The organism is Streptomyces sp. NPDC057623, from assembly GCF_042800355.1.
Taxonomy (GTDB): Bacteria; Actinomycetota; Actinomycetes; order Streptomycetales; family Streptomycetaceae; genus Streptomyces.
Genome location: NZ_JBHVGZ010000013.1, coordinates 193,282 through 208,995, shown reverse-complemented (window position 1 = coordinate 208,995; position 15,714 = coordinate 193,282). Strand labels below are relative to the sequence as shown.

The window sequence follows — 15,714 nt, the reverse complement described above, 5'->3', positions numbered from 1 at the left end:
AGCCGGTGGCCGTTCAACTATGCGGGCACCATCCCGATGCCGGAGCAAACCCCCGGATCAGGTCGAACCCGTACACCACTTCTCTGGACGCAACCGGGTACACCGGAGAAGACCGTAAGCTTCGACCGAGGACGTATCGGAGTGGACCGAGGCGTCGTCCAGGCCGTCGCGACTAGCGACGGACGGTTCTTTGACCGGGAGTTTCTCACACCTGGCGAGCGCCAACGGCTCCTCCGCCTTGAGCGGCAGCGCAACCGATGCCAGAAGGGATCCAGACGTCGCCAGATCGTCAACACGAAGATCCGCGCTCTGCGTCAGCGAGAACGCGATCGGCGGGCGGACTTCCAGGCACAGACAGCCGCATGCATCGTTCCAGGTAATGCCCTCGTGGTGCTGGAAAAGCTGGACATCACCGGCATGACAGCCTCTGCCAGAGGCACAGCCGAGAGGCCAGGGACAAACGTCGCCCAGAAAACTGGGCTCAACCGGAAGATTCTTGACAAGGGTTGGCACGCCTTCGAAGTGGCTGTCCGCAATGTCGGCCGACGCATGGGCGTAACTGTCAGGACGGTCAATCCCGCGTACACCAGTCAGACATGCCCGGCCTGCGGGACAGTGGATGCGAACTCGCGCAAGAGCCAAGCCGAGTTCGCCTGCACCTCTTGTGGACAGCGAGGGCACGCCGACACTGTGGGAGCGAAGAACACATTGGCCCGGGGACATTCGGGTCACAGGGCGTGGAGACCTCGGGGATGCCCGGTCCGGGAAGCGCCAACCAGCGTGAAACCGCAAGGTATTAGCGCTCCAGCCACGTCGGCTGGAATCCCCTTTGCCTCTTCGGGGGAGGATCGTCACATCGCAACGGCGCTAATCGGCGACGATGTCGCACCGCCTACGCGAGCTTCAAGCCAACAAGCTATCGACCATACGTTCTAATAGGCAGCACCTTCGAGGGGCCTGGGCTCCAGTTGTAGCCGGAGACGGGCTCGTCACCACCGTGTACCTCGTCGAGGGAGACGCGATCGCCAATCGCGTACACCTGGACTGAGGCCTCGGCCTCTCAGGCGCAGCAGTCCGGGTCCAGTCCCCTGGGGAGCTGCTCCCCGCCGAACACCGCGCACGTCGCCTCGTGCCCGCCCAGCGCGGCCACGGCCAGCAGCAGCGACCCGGCCGTCCAGGTGGTCAGCTCCTGTGGCCAGACGGCGTCGTCGTCGAAGACGTATCCGGTCCAGTACAGCCCGCTGTCGGCGTCCCGCAGGTGCTGGATGGACTGGAGGATGTCCAGTGCCCGGTCGGACTCGCCCATCGCCCACAGGGCCAGGGCGAGTTCGGCCGACTCGCCGCCCGTCACCCAGGGGTTCGGCACGACGCACCGCACCCCGAGCCCGGGGACGACGAAGCGGTCCCAGCCTTCCTCCATCCGGGACTTGGCCTCGGCGCCGGTCAACGCGCCGCCCAGCACGGGGTAGTACCAGTCCATGGAGTAGCGGTCCTTGTCCAGGAACCGTTCGGGATGCCGGCGGATCGCGTGCCGCAGCGCCCCCGCCGCCAACTCCCAGTCCGGCTGCGGTTCTTCCCGCTGGTCGGCGATGGCCAGCGCGCACCGCAGGGCGTGGTGGATCGAGGAGGAGCCGGTCAGCAGGGCGTCCTTCGTCGCCGTACCGTCCTCGTCGCGCCGCCATCCGATCTGTCCGCCCGGCTGCTGGAGCTTCAGGACGAACTCGATCGCCGCGTAGACGGACGGCCACATCCGGTCGAGGAACGTGTCGTCGCCGGTGGAGAGGTAGTGGTGCCAGACGCCTACGGCTATGTAGGCGGCGAAGTTGGTCTCGCGTCCGGTGTCGGTGACGTCGTCGAACGCCCCGTCCTGGTACGCCGCGTACCAGGAGCCGTCCTCGTTCTGGTGGGTCGTCAGCCAGGTGTACGCCCGCTCGGCGGCCTCGTGCTCACCGGCCGTGTCCAGGGCCATCGCCGCCTCGACGTGGTCCCACGGGTCGAGGTGGTGCCCGCGGAACCACGGGATCGCCCCGTCCTCCCGCTGGACCGCGAGAATGCCGGCCACGGTCGCGGCGGCCTGCTCGGCGGTGAGGACCCCGGGCAGGACGAGGTGTTCTGTCCGGGGGGTGGTCACTTGGCGGCCGCCTGGGTTTCGGAGATGCGGGGGAGGTGGGGCTTGGTCGCGTACGCCACGAAGCTCTTGCCGATGAGCGGGTTCAGCGCCTGTTCGGCGACCCGGGTGGCCAGCGGCTTCTTCATGATGTCCCAGACCAGCAGCTTGTGGTACGCGCGCACCGGCAGCGCCTTGTCGTTGTCGACGCCGAACGCGCACTTCAGCCACCAGTACGGGGAGTGCAGGGCGTGGGCGTGGTGGGTGCCGTACGGCTTGAGCCCGGCTTCCCTGATCCTCGCGAGGAGTTCGTCCGCCTTGTAGATGCGGATGTGGCCGCCCTCGACCTCGTGGTAGGCGTCGGACAGCGTCCAGCAGACCTTCTCGGGGCCGTAGCGGGGGACGGTGATGGCGATACGGCCGCCGGGCTTGAGCACCCGGACCATCTCCGCGAGGACGCCCTTGTCGTCCGGGATGTGCTCCATGACCTCGGAGATGATCACGACGTCGAAGGACTCGTCCGGGAAGGGGAGCGCGAGGGCGTCGCCCTCCATGGCCGTGGCGGTCGCGCCCTCGGGGGCCTCGCCCGCCTCCTTCATCGCCGCGAACCACTTCGCGACCTCGCGGATCTCCTCACCGTTCTGGTCCAGCGCCACGACCTGGGCGCCGCGCCGGTAACACTCGAAGGCGTGCCGGCCGGCACCGCAGCCGAGGTCCAGGACGCGGTCCCCCGGGGCGAGCGGGAACCGGGAGAAGTCGACGGTCAGCACGTGGCCCTGCTTTCGGAGTTGACGCCTTCAACAGCGGTGGGGGTCGCGGACGCGACGAGGTGGCTGCCTGTTGCCGCGGCGCGGCCGTTGCTCGCGGTGGCGGGGGCGGCGGCGCGGCCGGTGTCGTGGCCCGCGGAGCGGGCTATGGCCTCGCGGTAGCGGGCCACCGTGCCCTCGGCGGCCTTCGCCCAGGTGAACTTCCGCAGGACGCGGTCGCGTCCGGCCGCTCCGAGGCGGTCCCGGAGCTCGGCGTCGCCCAGCAGCCGGCTCAGCCCCGCGGCCAGGGCGCCGGGGTCTCCCGGCGGCACCGCCAGGCAGGTCTCGCCGTCGCGCCCGGCGACCTCGGGGATCGCCCCGCCGGTCGTGGCGACGAGCGGCGTTCCGGTGGCCATGGCCTCGGCGGCCGGCAGGGAGAAGCCCTCGTAGAGCGACGGTACGCACGCCACCTGCGCCGAGCGGACCAGGTCGACGAGTTCGGCGTCGGAGATGCCCTTGACGAACTCGACGGCGCCTTCGAGGCCGTAGCGCTCCATGGCCTGCGCGACCGGGCCCTCCTCGGGCCGCTTGCCGACGACGACGAGGTGGGCGTCGGGGTGTTCGGTGCGGACCTTGGCGAGTGCCTCGACGAGGAAGACCAGGCCCTTGAGGGGGACGTCCGCGCTGGACGTCGTCACTATGCGGCCCGGGATCCGGCGTACCGAGGGATCCGGCGAGAAGAGGTCGGTGTCCGCGCCGATGTGCACGACGTGGATACGGTCCTGGCGTACGCCGAGGTGGTCGACGATCTCCGCCCGGGAGGTCCCCGACACGGTCAGTACCGACGGCAGGCGGCGGGCCACCCGCTTCTGCATGCGTGTGAAGGCGTACCAGCGGCGCACCGACATCCGCCGCTGCCAGCCCTCGGCGGCGTCCAGCTCCAGTTGCCGGTCGACGGTGATGGGGTGGTGGATGGTGGTGACGAGGGGGGCGCCGACCTCGCCCAGCAGTCCGTACCCGAGCGTCTGGTTGTCGTGCACGATGTCGAACTCGCCGCGGCGGGCGCGCAGATGGCGGCGGGCGCGGAGCGAGAAGGTCAGCGGCTCGGGGAAGCCGCCGGTCCACATGGTCGCCACTTCCAGCGCGTCGACCCAGTCGCGGTACTCGCCGCGGCCCGGGGTGCGGAAGGGGTCGGGCTGGCGGTAGAGGTCGAGGCTGGGGAGTTCGGTGAGGCTCAGGCGGCCGGCGTACTCCGCGCCCTCGTCGAGGACGGGGTAGGGCTGGGAGCCGATGACCTCGACGCGGTGGCCGAGGCGGGCCAGCTCGCGGGAGAGGTGCCGGACGTAGACGCCCTGGCCGCCGCAGAACGGGTTCCCTTTATAGGTGAGAAGCGCGATGTCGAGCGGTCGCTCGCCGTCCGCGGCGGAGTCCTCCGGAGCCCCGGCCTCCCTGGCCTCAGCGGTCACTCCGGACCCCCTTCTCCCTGCGTTCTCCCTGCGATGTCCCGCGAGATTACGCGGGGACGCTAATCTAGAACAAGTTTCAGACTTGATCGTTCAAGAGGCTCTGAATCTACCGGCAGGTAGCGCCGCTGTGAGCGATGGATCGGGTGATTCACGCCACGGCCGACGCACTGGCATGCTCTGTCCGGTCACCCGGCCTCACCGACTGTCACGGAACGGGATCCATGCCTGCGGAAGCAAGTGGCGCAAGCCCCGACTCACCACCCCTCACCGAGCGGCAGGAGGCCCGGCGTCGGCGCATCCTGCACGCCAGCGCGCAGCTCGCCAGCCGGGGTGGCTTCGACGCCGTACAGATGCGGGAGGTCGCGGAGTCCTCCCAGGTGGCACTGGGCACGCTGTACCGCTACTTCCCGTCCAAGGTGCATCTGCTGGTCGCCACGATGCAGGACCAGCTGGAGCACATGCACGGCACGCTGCGCAAGAAGCCGCCGCGGGGGGAGACGGCGGCGGAGCGGGTGGCGGAGACGCTGATGCGCGCCTTCCGCGCGCTGCAGCGCGAGCCGCACCTGGCCGACGCGATGGTCCGCGCCCTGACCTTCGCCGACCGCAGCGTCTCCCCGGAGGTCGACCAGGTCTCCCGGCAGACCACGGTGATCATCCTGGACTCGATGGGGCTGGAGAACCCGACGCCCGAGCAGCTCTCCGCGGTCCGCGTCATCGAGCACACCTGGCATTCGGCCCTGATCACCTGGCTGTCGGGCCGTGCCTCGATCGCCCAGGTGAAGATCGACATCGAGACGGTGTGCCGGCTGATCGATCTGACGGATCCGGCGGGGCACGAGTAGGACCTACGAGACGGGTTCCCTGCGCCGGTATTGTCCGGATCAGGTGATGGGGGTCGCCGTCTGGCCCTGCTGCTGCCTTCCGGCCTCTCAGCCCGGACCGTCGACGTCGGCCCCAGCGGAAACCGTCTGTTTCCTGCCAGAGTCGGCTACTCCGGTTCGGACTCCCTCACTCGTCCCGTAGGCCGATTTCCAGGATAGAACACCTACCGGGAAATGAACCCCTTGAAAAGGGACTTTTCTGGCGTCATTCCTCCGGCGGGAACACCGGCTCCCCGCTCCCCAGCACCGTGATCACGATCGCCTCCACCGGGCAGCTCTCCGCCGCGGCCAGGACCATCTCGTTGGCGTCGGACTCCGGGTCGGCCGGATGGGACTGGCGGGCGGTGTCGAGGCGGAAGCCGGCGGGAGCGTGGTGGACGCACTGGGCCGAGCCGATGCACAGCGACCGGTCGACCTCGACGTGCCAGCGGTCGCCCATCCCCTACGCCTCCCAGCCCGCCGGGAGGTGGATCATCTTGTGCTCCAGGTACTCGCCGAAGCCCTCGGGACCGAACTCCCGCCCCAGGCCCGAGTTCTTGTAGCCGCCGAACGGGCCCAGCATGTCCAGGCTGAAGGTGTTCACCGAGTACGTTCCCGTACGGACCTGCCGCGCGACCTCGACGCCGTGCCCGGTGTCGGCCGTCCAGACGCTGCCGCTCAGGCCGTAGTCGGAGTCGTTCGCGATCTTCACGGCCTCGGACTCGTCGCCGTACGGAAGCAGGCAGATGACGGGGCCGAAGATCTCCTCCCGCGCGATCCGCATGGAGTTGTCCACGTCCCCGAAGAGCGTCGGCTCGACGTACCAGCCCTTCTCCAGCCCGGCCGGCCGGCCGCCGCCCGTCAGGATCTTCGCGCCCTCCTCCTGGCCGATCCGGATGTAGTCGAGGTTCCTGCGCTGCTGCCGCCGCGCCACCAGCGGGCCCACCTGGGTCGCCGGGTCCAGCGGGTCGCCGACCACCAGTGCGCCGGCCGCCGCGGCGAAGGCCTCGGCGAACTCGTCGTAGCGGGAGCGCGGGAGCAGGATCCGGGTCTGGGCCACGCACGCCTGGCCGTTGTTCATCCAGGCCGCCGGGACGACGCCCGCGACCGTCGCCTCGACGTCCGCGTCCGGCAGCACGACGGCCGCCGACTTGCCGCCCAGCTCCAGTGTCACGCGGGTGAGGTTGCGGGCCGCGACCTCCATGACGCGCTTGCCCGCCGCGACCGAGCCGGTGAAGGAGACCTTGTCGACCCCCGGGTGCCCGACCAGGTACTCGCTCACCTCACGGTCCGCCGGGAGGATCGACAGCACACCCTCCGGCAGCCCGGCGTCCTTCGCGATCTCGGCGAGGAGATAGGCGTCGAGCGGTGACTCCGGCGACGGCTTGAGGACCACCGTGCAGCCGGTGAGCAGCGCGGGCGCGAGCTTGGCGGCGGCGACGAACTGCGGGACGTTCCAGGGGGCGACGGCGGCCACGACCCCGACCGGTTCGCGCCGTACGAGGATCTTGCCGAGGACGCCGTCACGCGCCTCCTCGTACGGGAAGTCGCGGGCGACCGTGATCGCCGCGTCCCACACCATCATCGCGCCCAGCGCCTGGGCCAGGACGCTCCAGGAGTACGGGGAGCCGTTCTCGGAGGAGATCACCCGGGCGATCTCCTCGTGCCGTACGGCGATCGCGTCCTTGATGCGGGTGACGACCGCGATCCGCTCCTCAAGGCTCGTCCGCGGCCAGGGCCCCTCGTCGAACGCCCTGCGCGCCACCGCGACCGCCCGGTCGACGTCGGCCGGGGAGGCGTGCGGCACGCGTCCGATGACCTCTTCCGTGTGCGGGGAGACGACCTCGATGACGTCCTTGCCCAGGGGGTCGGTCAACTCCCCGCCGATGAACAGCTGTCCGTGTTCCACGAGCTCGGTCATGGCCGACCGCCTTCCCTGAGCGCGACTCTGACGATCCATCAGATACACCGAACTGATACCAGTTCCACCCGGAGGAGTCCACGGAGAGCCCGGAGGAGATCAGGGAGTACTGCTGGTAGGTGACCCGGGCTCCCATCGGAACCTGTTCTAGTTATAGTGGCCCGGTCGGCCGGAACGTGTCGCGGCGATTGGGGAGCCCATGGCGCAGACTCACGACCACGGCGGCGGCGTCCGGTCCCTCCAGGTCCCCATCCCCGACAACCCGCTGGGCCACACCCTCGTGTACGTCGTCGACACCGACCGCGGCCCGGTCCTCATCGACACCGGCTGGGACGACCCGGCGTCCTGGGACACCCTCGCCGAGGGGCTGGCGGCCTGCGGCACCACGCCCGAGGAGATCCACGGCGTGGTGATCACCCACCACCATCCCGACCACCACGGCCTGTCCGGCAAGGTGCGCGAGGCGTCCGGCGCCTGGATCGCGATGCACGCGGCGGACGCGGCGATCGTACGGCGCACCCGCACGACCCGGCCGGAGCGCTGGTTCTCCTACATGGCGGACAAGCTCACCGCGGCCGGCGCGCCCGACGCCCACGTGGCCCCGCTGCGCGCGGCCCGCCGCCCGAGCGCCCTCCCCGGCTTCTCCCCCGCCGCCCCCGACCGCGAGATCGTCCCCGGCGAGTTCCTCGACCTCGCCGGCCGCCGCCTGCGTGCGATCTGGACGCCGGGACACACCCCCGGGCATGTGTGCCTGCACCTGGAGGAGGAGCACCCGGCCCGACTGCCGGGCCACGGACGCCTGTTCTCCGGTGACCACCTGCTCCCCGGGATCACCCCGCACATCGGCCTGTACGAGGACCCCGACGACACGACAGTCACCGACCCCCTCGGCGACTACCTGGCCTCCCTCGAACGCGTCGCCCGCCTCGCCCCCGCCGAGGTCCTGCCCGCCCACCAGCACACCTTCACCGACGCCCCCGCCCGGGTACGGGAGTTGCTGGCCCACCACGAGTCGCGGCTCACCGACCTCCAGGCCCTCCTCGCCGAGCCCCTCACCCCCTGGCAGCTCGCGGAGCGCATGGAGTGGAACCGGCCCTGGGACCAGATCCCGTACGGCTCACGGAACATCGCGATCGCGGAGGCCGAGGCGCATCTGCGGCGGCTGGTGAAGCTGGGACGGGCGGAGGCGGTGGCGGGGAGTGAGCCGGTGACGTACGTGGCCGTCTGATGGCCTTTTAATACCGCCCATGGAGTACACGCCCATGGAAGAGCTTCTCGCCGAGCGTGCCTGCGCGCGCGTCGTCATCGACTTCGTCCACCGCCTCGACCTCGGCGAACCCGCTTCCGTCGCCGAGCTGTTCACCGAGGACGGCACCTGGGAGTGGCCGGCGGGCGAGCGGCGCGTCACCGGGCGGGACGCGTTGCGCGCGTACTTCGGCTCCCGCCCCGCCGACCGTCTCTCGCGCCGTCTGATGTCCAACATCCTCGTCACGGTGACGTCCCCCGACACCGCGACGGCGACCTCGTACTTCACGACGTACCGCGTCGACGGCGCCCCGGGCGACCTGGTCCCGCCGGGGCCCCCGGTCCAGGTGGGCCATTATGACGACACGTTCCGCAGGTCACCGGACGGCACCTGGCTGCTGTCGGCCCGGGTCCTGCATCTGGCCTTCGGCGGACCGACCCCGCGCCCGCCCAGGCCATGAACGACCGGGGGCCCATGCGGGCGAACCCACCGCCGCTCACAGCCTCCCCTCGGCCGCTTTGCTACGGGCCGGTAGAGTGGCCGCGTCGTCATCACACCCGTACGGGGGGAAGCCGGTGCAAATCCGGCGCTGACCCTCCCCCAGTGCTTCAAGAGCCTGGGTGGTACCCCCATCGTGAACCGGTCGTAGCAGACCCGGTGAGCCGGATCGCCCCGTACGGATTCGTGACCGGCTCACGTGCCCCGGCAGCCGGCCGGAGCGCGGCACCGTCGAGGTATACGGGGCCGAGCCGCCCGGGGGTCCCCCTGTGCTGCCCGGCCCCTTCAGGGAAGGGCATCCGCCGATCATGTACGTCCGCCGCAGCGCCGCGGTCCTGGCCGCCGTCACCGTGATCGGCACGGTCACGCCCGCCTTCGCCGCCGACTCCTCCCCGTCGCCGTCCGGCGCGCTCCCCTCCGGGCTGTACGGCACCGCCGACCCGACCTACGACGGCGTCTGGCGCCAGTCCCTCGCGCTGATCGCGCAGCACCGGGCGGACGTGCGGCCCGCCGCCACGGCGGTCGACTGGCTGGTCGGGCAGCAGTGCGCCAACGGGGCGTTCGCGGCGTTCCGCGCCGAGCCCGCCAAGGCGTGCGACGCGAAGACCATGGTCGACACCAACAGCACCGCCGCGGCGGTGCAGGCCCTGGCCGCGGTCGGCGGGCACCACACCGAGATCGGCAAGGCGAAGACCTGGCTGAGGTCCGCGCAGAACAAGGACGGCGGCTGGGGCTACACGGCCGGCGGGGCCAGCGACGCCAACTCGACGTCCGTCGTGATCGGCGCGCTCAACTCCTCGGACGGCCTGCACGCCCCGAATGTCCAGAAGGACGGCAAGTCGCCCTACGACGCCCTGGTGAAGCTCTCCCTGCCGTGTGCGGACGGCGGCGCGTTCGCCTACCAGCCGGACAAGAAGGGCGAGTTGTCGGCCAACGCCGACGCGACGGCGGCGGCGGTGGTCGCCGCGTCGGGCCAGGGCATGCTGACCGCGCGGGCCGGCGACAAGGGCGCGACCGACTGCGCCGGCGGCTCCCGCCGCACCCCGGAGCAGGCCGCGGCCAACGGCGCCGCCTACCTCGCCAAGGCCCTCGAAAGGGACGGCTACCTCAAGTCCGCCCTGGCCGGCGCCGAGGACCAGCCCGACTACGGCAACACCGCTGACGCGGTCGTCGCGCTCGCCGTACAGGGCGGCGCCCCGGCTGCCCGCAAGCCCCTGGAGTGGCTGGAGAGGAACGCCACGGCCTGGGCGAAGCAGAACGGCCCCGCCGCCTACGCCCAGCTGATCCTCGCCGCGCAGGCGACCGGCACCGACCCGCGTGACTTCGGTGACACGGACCTCGTGAAGCAGCTCAACGCGACGGGCCCGGCGCCCCGGTCGGCGGCGAACGGCTCGGTCACCGCGTCGGCGACGCCCTCCGAGGAGGAGAAGGAGGACGGCGACAGCCCCTTCGGCGTCTGGTGGTACGTCGGCATCTTCCTGGTCGTCGGCATCGGCATCGGCTTCCTGCTCAGCGGCCGCAACAAGGGCAAGTGACCGTGATCCGCCGCGCTCTCGCCCTCGTCCTGGCCGTGCTGGCCGTCCTGACCGGCGCGGCCCAGGCGCAGGCGACCGGCTACCGCTACTGGTCCTTCTGGGACCGCGACGGCGGCCGGTGGACGTACGCGACCCAGGGCCCCTCCCTCGCCCGCCCCTCCGACGGCGACGTCCAGGGCTTCCGCTTCGCGGTGAGCGAGGACTCCGAGGACGCCGCCCGGCCGAGGGGCGCCGCCGAGTTCGCCGTGATCTGCGCGCGGACTCCCGCGCGGGACGGCGCGAAGAGGGTGGCCCTGGTCATCGACTTCGGTACGGCGGCGGACGCCTCGTCGGGCGAGACGCCCCCGGCTCGCCGCGCCGCGTGCGCACGGGTGGCCCCGGACGCGACCACGGCTGAGGCCCTGGCCGCCGTGGCCAAGCCGCTCCGGTACGACACGAACGCGCTGTTGTGCGCGATCTCGGGGTATCCGGCGAAGGGGTGCGGGGAGCAGGTGGCCGGGGGTGGGGAATCGGCGGGCCGGGACTCGGCGGCTCCCGAACCGCCGAAGGAGACCTCGGACGACGGTCCGTCACTGGGACTGGTGGCCGGGATCGCCGTAGTGGCGGTTCTGGGTGCGGCGGCGGTCTGGCAGACACGGCGGCGCGGGAATGCGTAAGCGCTCCGCGGGGGGTGCGGCGAGAGGTCGTTCGGCGGCCGCGGCGCCGTCGTGGCTGGTCGCGCCCCGCGGCGGAGCCGCATGTCGACACAGCCCCGCGCCCCTTGAGGGCGCTGCCGAACCGGCGTTGTCTCGCGGGACAAGCCGCCCCCGCACCCGGCTCCACCCCGGCGCCTGGTGGCTCTGGTCGCTCTCCCTCGGTGTCGCGGCCACCCGCACCACCAACCCGCTCCTGCTCGCCCTGCTCATCGCGACCTCGGCCTACGTGGTGGCGACCTGCCGCTCGAACGCCCCCTGGGCCCGCTCCTACGCGGCCTTCGTGAAGCTCGCCCTCGCCGTGCTGCTGATCCGTCTCTTCTTCGCCGTGGCCCTCGGCTCCCCCATCCCCGGCACGCACGTCGTCGTCGCCCTCCCCGAGGTCCCCCTCCCCGGCTGGGCCCAGGGCATCCGGCTGGGCGGCACGGTCACCGCCGAAGCGCTGGTCTTCGCCCTGTACGACGGCCTGAAACTGGCCACGCTCCTCATCTGCGTGGGCGCGGCGAACGCCCTCGCCAACCCCGCCCGCCTGCTGAAGTCCCTCCCCGGCGCCCTGTACGAGATGGGCGTGGCGGTGGTCGTCGCCCTCACGTTCGCACCCCACCTCATCGCCGACGCCCAGCGCCTGCGCGCCGCCCGCCGGCTGCGCGGCCGCCCCGACCACGGCATCCGCGGCCTGCTGCACGTCGGGCTCCCGGTCCTGGAGGGCGCGCTGGAGCGCTCGGTCGCCCTGGCCGCCGCGATGGACGCCCGCGGCTACGGCCGTACCGCCCAGGTCCCCGCCCCCGTCCGCCGTACCACCACCGCCCTCACTCTCGGCGGCCTCCTGGGTGTCTGCGCCGGAACGTACGGCCTGCTCACCGCCCAGGGTGCCGCCTACGGCCTCCCCGTCCTCCTCGTCGGCCTGACCGCCGCGCTGGCGGGGCTGTGGCTCGGGGGCCGCCGCACCCCGCGTACCCGCTACCGCCCCGACCCCTGGGGCATCCGGGCCTGGCTGGTCACCGCCTCCGGCCTCGCGGTCGCCGCACTGCTCACCGTGGCCGCCTCCCGGGACCCCGAGGCGCTGCACCCCGGTGTGGTCCCCCTGACCGCCCCGACCCTCCCCCTGTGGCCCGCGGCGGCCGTACTCCTGGGTCTCCTCCCCGCGTTCATCATCCCCAAGGAGCCGTCGTGATCCGCTTCGAGGACGTGTCGGTGACCTATGACGGCGCCCCGCGGCCCACCGTCCAGGGCATCGACTTCGAGGTGCCCGAAGGCGAGCTGGTCCTTCTGGTCGGCCCGTCCGGCGTCGGCAAGTCCACCGTCCTCGGCGCTGTCAGCGGCCTCGTCCCGCACTTCACCGGCGGCACCCTGCGCGGCCGTGTCACGGTGGCCGGCCGCGACACCCGCACGCACAAACCCCGCGAACTGGCCGACGTGGTGGGCACGGTGGGCCAGGACCCGCTCTCCCACTTCGTCACGGACACGGTCGAGGACGAACTCGCCTACGGCATGGAGTCGCTGGGCCTGGCCCCCGACGTAATGCGCCGCCGGGTGGAGGAGACCCTGGACCTCCTGGGCCTCACCGACCTCCGCGACCGCCCCATCGCCACCCTCTCCGGCGGGCAGCAGCAGCGCGTCGCGATCGGCTCGGTCCTCACCCCGCACCCCAGGGTCCTCGTCCTGGACGAGCCCACCTCCGCCCTGGACCCGGCAGCCGCGGAAGAGGTCCTCGCGGTCCTCCAACGCCTGGTCCACGACCTCGGCACAACGGTCCTCATGGCCGAACACCGCCTGGAACGCGTCATCCAGTACGCCGACCAGGTCGTCCTGCTCCCGGCCCCCGGCGCGGCCCCGGTCCTGGGCACCCCGGCGGAGGTGATGGCGGTCTCCCCGGTCTACCCCCCGGTGGTGGCCCTGGGCCGCCTGGCGGACTGGACCCCACTGCCCCTGACAATCCGAGACGCCCGCCGCAAGTCGGCAGACCTACGGCAACAGCTGGAGGAACGGGAGATCGACGCCCCCAAGGGGCGCGGGGAACCGCGCGATCAACCACATCGGACCCGCAGTCGCGACGAAACCGCACCCCCCGAGCTACTGGGCGCCACCCCCCACCGCCGGTTCCAACGCAAACGCACCGCAACCACCCCATCCACCCCCCACATCGCCGAAGTACAGGCCCTCTCCGTAACCCGCGCCCACATCCACGCCCTACGCCACGTAGACCTCACCGTCACCCCCGGCGAGACCATCGCCCTCATGGGCCGCAACGGCGCCGGAAAGTCCACGCTCCTCAACACCCTCGTCGGCCTGGTGGAACCAACCGCCGGTTCGGCCCGGGTCGGCGGAGCCACCCCGCACCGAACCGCCCCCAAGGACCTCGTCCGCCGCGTGGGCCTGGTCCCCCAGGAACCCCGCGACCTCCTCTACGCCGACACGGTCGAAGCGGAGTGCACCGCCGCCGACGCCGACGCCGGCGCGGAACCCGGCACCTGCCGCGCCCTCGTCTCCGCCCTCCTCCCGGGACCCGGGATCACCGACGACACCCACCCCCGCGATCTCTCCGAGGGCCAGCGCCTCACCCTCGCCCTGGCCGTGATCCTGACCGCCGACCCGCCTCTCCTGCTCCTCGACGAACCGACCCGCGGCCTGGACTACGCGGCGAAGGCCCGCCTCGTCACGCTCCTGCGCGGCCTGGCCGCCCGCGGGCACGCCATCGTCCTGGCCACGCACGACGTGGAGCTCGCCGCCGAGATCGCGCACCGGGTCGTCCTGCTGGCCGACGGTGAGGTGATCGCCGACGGCCCGACCCCGGAGGTCGTCGTCGCGTCCCCGTCCTTCGCCCCGCAGGTGTCCAAGATCCTGGCCCCGCAGAAGTGGCTCACGGTCGCCGAGGTGAGAGAGGCCCTGGCATGACCGGCCGCTCGGCCCCCGCCACTCCCCAGGCGCGAGCCGTCCGGCTGGGACCCCGCTCCGTCGCCGCGCTCGCCCTGGTCAGCGCGGTCGGCGTCGCGGCCTTCGGCTGGCCGTTCCTCGCGCCGCCCGCCTCCCGGCTCAGCGCGCACGCACAGGACGCCCCCTGGCTCTTCTCGGTCCTGCTCGTCCTCCTTGTCGCGGTCGTCGCCGCCACGATCTCCGAGTCGGGACTCGGCCCGAAGGCGGTCGCCATGCTCGGCGTGCTGGCGGCGACGGGTGCCGCTCTGCGGCCGATCGGCGCGGGGACGGCCGGGATCGAGCCGATGTTCTTCCTGATGGTGCTCAGCGGACGGGTGCTGGGCCCCGGTTTCGGCTTCGTTATCGGCGGGGTGACGATGTTCGCGTCATCCCTGCTGACGGGCGGGGTGGGTCCGTGGATGCCGTTCCAGATGCTGGCGATGGGCTGGTTCACGATGGGTGCGGGCCTGCTGCCGGGCCAGGACCGCCTGCGGGGGCGGGCGGAACTGCTGATCCTCGCCGTCTACGGCTTCCTCGCGGCCTTCGTCTACGGCACGATCATGAACCTCGCGGGCTGGCCCTTCATGAGTGCGCTGGCCTCGAACGTCGCCTTCGAACCCGGGGCGGCCGTCCCCGCGAACCTCGCCCGCTTCGTCGCGTACTGCCTGGCCACCTCCCTCGGCTGGGACCTCGGCCGGGCGCTCGTCACCGTCGTCCTGACCCTCACCCTCGGCCCGGTGATCCTCCGCGCGCTGCGCCGGGCTACCCGCCGCGCGGCGTTCGAGAGCCCGGTCACGTTCGACGCTTCCCCTGGGTGAAGGGCCGCCCGCACACCGTCACGCCCCCGGTGAAGCACCCCACATGACCCACATCACCTACTACCCACCCTAGTCGGACAAATAGGACGCCATGTCCACGCCATAACTGCCCCTGACCTGCACATTGAGAGCCAGGTCACACAAACGACCATCACCCCGCATACGACCACAACTAGCAAATGCACTCATTGCGGACGCCTTCCCGGCCTGGTTCTGTGGATGACGTCGCACGGCGCCGACGTGCCCTCAGGGCCGCGGCGCCGACGTACGCCCCCCGCCTCGCACCGCGTGGCTCCGGCGTGCCCCGCGACCCGATGTCCCCGAAGAAAGGCTCCTCGTGACCGTGTCCGTCGTTTCCTCCTTCCGTCGCGTCTCCGCTCCGAAGAAGGCCCTCACCGGCGTCGCCTTGGCCGCGGCCACCGCCGGCACGCTGTTCGCCGCCGCGCCCGCCCAGGCCGCGACGACCGAGGGCGGCTCGGCGCAGCAGATCGCGCAGAAGATGATCTCGGACTCGGCCCAGTACCAGTGCTTCTCCAAGATCGTGGACCACGAGAGCGACTGGAACGTCAACGCCACCAACTCCTCCAGCGGCGCCTACGGCCTCGTCCAGGCCCTGCCGGGCAACAAGATGGCCTCGGCCGGCTCGGACTGGAAGACCAACCCGGCCACCCAGATCGAGTGGGGCGTGGACTACATGAAGGACCGCTACGGCAGCCCGTGCGGCGCCTGGAACTTCTGGCAGTCGAACGGCTGGTACTGAGCCGACGGCCCAACCTGCCGGATCCCGCTGAGCTGAAGGCGGCGGCCCCTCGATCCCCGGGGCCGCCGCCTTCGCCATGTCCGGCTTCGACCAGGTGTCTCGGGGGAGGCAGGAACGGGGCGTAGGGATAGGGGTGCTCCTGCCTCCCTCGG

15 protein-coding genes and 1 riboswitch are annotated in these 15,714 nt (G+C 71.7%); of the genes, 10 read left to right on the top strand and 5 right to left on the bottom strand.

Annotated elements, in window-relative coordinates; translation table 11 throughout:
* Window positions 1-36: 36 nt before the first annotated feature.
* Complete coding sequence (locus tag ACFU95_RS16890) at window positions 37-936, top strand: RNA-guided endonuclease InsQ/TnpB family protein (RefSeq protein WP_383827874.1); 900 nt, start codon at window positions 37-39, stop codon at window positions 934-936.
* A 124-nt stretch (window positions 937-1,060) separates the two neighbouring features.
* On the opposite strand, the gene ACFU95_RS16885 is transcribed toward ACFU95_RS16890, so the two are convergent.
* Genes ACFU95_RS16885 through ACFU95_RS16875 form a run of 3 tightly spaced genes read right to left on the bottom strand, consistent with a single transcriptional unit; the run spans window position 1,061 to window position 4,319 of the window.
* A complete protein-coding gene (locus tag ACFU95_RS16885; protein WP_383827844.1) occupies window positions 1,061-2,131 on the bottom strand; it encodes a prenyltransferase in 1,071 nt (356 codons plus the stop codon).
* On the bottom strand, window positions 2,128-2,877 hold the full coding sequence (locus ACFU95_RS16880) for a class I SAM-dependent methyltransferase (RefSeq protein ID WP_383827842.1): 750 nt from the start codon (window positions 2,875-2,877) through the stop codon (window positions 2,128-2,130). Before ACFU95_RS16880 ends, ACFU95_RS16885 begins: the two co-directional genes overlap by 4 nt.
* Window positions 2,871-4,319, bottom strand: coding sequence for a glycosyltransferase family 4 protein (locus ACFU95_RS16875; RefSeq protein ID WP_383827840.1), 1,449 nt, complete (start codon window positions 4,317-4,319; stop codon window positions 2,871-2,873). Before ACFU95_RS16875 ends, ACFU95_RS16880 begins: the two co-directional genes overlap by 7 nt.
* Before the next feature lie 221 nt (window positions 4,320-4,540).
* On the opposite strand from ACFU95_RS16875, the gene ACFU95_RS16870 reads away from it, so the two are divergent.
* Entirely contained in the window at window positions 4,541-5,161 is a 621-nt protein-coding gene (locus ACFU95_RS16870) for a TetR family transcriptional regulator (RefSeq protein ID WP_383827838.1), read from the top strand.
* A riboswitch (TPP riboswitch) is annotated at window positions 5,161-5,339 on the bottom strand. (Overlaps the previous gene by 1 nt.)
* Before the next feature lie 66 nt (window positions 5,340-5,405).
* On the opposite strand, the gene ACFU95_RS16865 is transcribed toward ACFU95_RS16870, so the two are convergent.
* Both ACFU95_RS16865 and ACFU95_RS16860 read right to left on the bottom strand, forming a co-directional pair.
* Entirely contained in the window at window positions 5,406-5,639 is a 234-nt protein-coding gene (locus ACFU95_RS16865; protein WP_383827836.1) for a ferredoxin, read from the bottom strand.
* 3 nt (window positions 5,640-5,642) lie between these two features.
* The gene (locus ACFU95_RS16860; RefSeq protein WP_383827834.1) at window positions 5,643-7,100 is read right to left on the bottom strand and encodes an aldehyde dehydrogenase; all 1,458 of its coding nucleotides are present in this window, start codon (window positions 7,098-7,100) and stop codon (window positions 5,643-5,645) included.
* A 199-nt stretch (window positions 7,101-7,299) separates the two neighbouring features.
* Between ACFU95_RS16860 and ACFU95_RS16855 the strand changes: the two genes are divergently transcribed.
* The 8 genes from ACFU95_RS16855 to ACFU95_RS16820 all read left to right on the top strand — a co-directional run bounded on the left by ACFU95_RS16855 (window position 7,300) and on the right by ACFU95_RS16820 (window position 15,562).
* Window positions 7,300-8,328, top strand: coding sequence for an MBL fold metallo-hydrolase (locus tag ACFU95_RS16855; RefSeq protein WP_383827832.1), 1,029 nt, complete (start codon window positions 7,300-7,302; stop codon window positions 8,326-8,328).
* A 19-nt stretch (window positions 8,329-8,347) separates the two neighbouring features.
* Window positions 8,348-8,806: a nuclear transport factor 2 family protein gene (locus ACFU95_RS16850; protein ID WP_383827830.1), complete on the top strand. Its 459-nt coding sequence runs from the start codon at window positions 8,348-8,350 to the stop codon at window positions 8,804-8,806.
* A 346-nt stretch (window positions 8,807-9,152) separates the two neighbouring features.
* A complete protein-coding gene (locus tag ACFU95_RS16845) occupies window positions 9,153-10,379 on the top strand; it encodes a prenyltransferase/squalene oxidase repeat-containing protein (RefSeq protein WP_383827827.1) in 1,227 nt (408 codons plus the stop codon).
* 2 nt (window positions 10,380-10,381) lie between these two features.
* Window positions 10,382-11,035 (top strand): SCO2322 family protein, encoded by a 654-nt coding sequence (locus tag ACFU95_RS16840; RefSeq protein ID WP_383827872.1) that lies wholly within the window; start codon window positions 10,382-10,384, stop codon window positions 11,033-11,035.
* Window positions 11,028-12,245 (top strand): energy-coupling factor transporter transmembrane component T, encoded by a 1,218-nt coding sequence (locus ACFU95_RS16835; protein ID WP_383827825.1) that lies wholly within the window; start codon window positions 11,028-11,030, stop codon window positions 12,243-12,245. Before ACFU95_RS16840 ends, ACFU95_RS16835 begins: the two co-directional genes overlap by 8 nt.
* Window positions 12,242-13,966, top strand: a complete 1,725-nt coding sequence (locus tag ACFU95_RS16830) for an ABC transporter ATP-binding protein (protein WP_383827823.1) — start codon at window positions 12,242-12,244, stop codon at window positions 13,964-13,966. The genes ACFU95_RS16835 and ACFU95_RS16830 overlap by 4 nt, the downstream gene beginning before the upstream one ends.
* The gene (locus ACFU95_RS16825) at window positions 13,963-14,802 is read left to right on the top strand and encodes an ECF transporter S component (protein WP_383827822.1); all 840 of its coding nucleotides are present in this window, start codon (window positions 13,963-13,965) and stop codon (window positions 14,800-14,802) included. Before ACFU95_RS16830 ends, ACFU95_RS16825 begins: the two co-directional genes overlap by 4 nt.
* Before the next feature lie 343 nt (window positions 14,803-15,145).
* Window positions 15,146-15,562, top strand: coding sequence for a transglycosylase SLT domain-containing protein (locus tag ACFU95_RS16820; protein WP_383827870.1), 417 nt, complete (start codon window positions 15,146-15,148; stop codon window positions 15,560-15,562).
* Window positions 15,563-15,714 lie beyond the last annotated feature (152 nt).

Excerpts from the sequence above, each read along its gene's own strand:
- ACFU95_RS16890 (WP_383827874.1), top strand. The coding sequence starts at position 37 with ATGCCGGAGCAAACCCCCGGATCAGGTCGAACCCGTACACCACTTCTC.
- ACFU95_RS16870 (WP_383827838.1), top strand. The coding sequence starts at position 4,541 with ATGCCTGCGGAAGCAAGTGGCGCAAGCCCCGACTCACCACCCCTCACC.
- ACFU95_RS16865 (WP_383827836.1), bottom strand. The coding sequence starts at position 5,639 with ATGGGCGACCGCTGGCACGTCGAGGTCGACCGGTCGCTGTGCATCGGC.
- ACFU95_RS16860 (WP_383827834.1), bottom strand. The coding sequence starts at position 7,100 with ATGACCGAGCTCGTGGAACACGGACAGCTGTTCATCGGCGGGGAGTTG.
- ACFU95_RS16855 (WP_383827832.1), top strand. The coding sequence starts at position 7,300 with ATGGCGCAGACTCACGACCACGGCGGCGGCGTCCGGTCCCTCCAGGTC.
- ACFU95_RS16850 (WP_383827830.1), top strand. The coding sequence starts at position 8,348 with ATGGAGTACACGCCCATGGAAGAGCTTCTCGCCGAGCGTGCCTGCGCG.
- ACFU95_RS16845 (WP_383827827.1), top strand. The coding sequence starts at position 9,153 with ATGTACGTCCGCCGCAGCGCCGCGGTCCTGGCCGCCGTCACCGTGATC.
- ACFU95_RS16835 (WP_383827825.1), top strand. The coding sequence starts at position 11,028 with ATGCGTAAGCGCTCCGCGGGGGGTGCGGCGAGAGGTCGTTCGGCGGCC.
- ACFU95_RS16825 (WP_383827822.1), top strand. The coding sequence starts at position 13,963 with ATGACCGGCCGCTCGGCCCCCGCCACTCCCCAGGCGCGAGCCGTCCGG.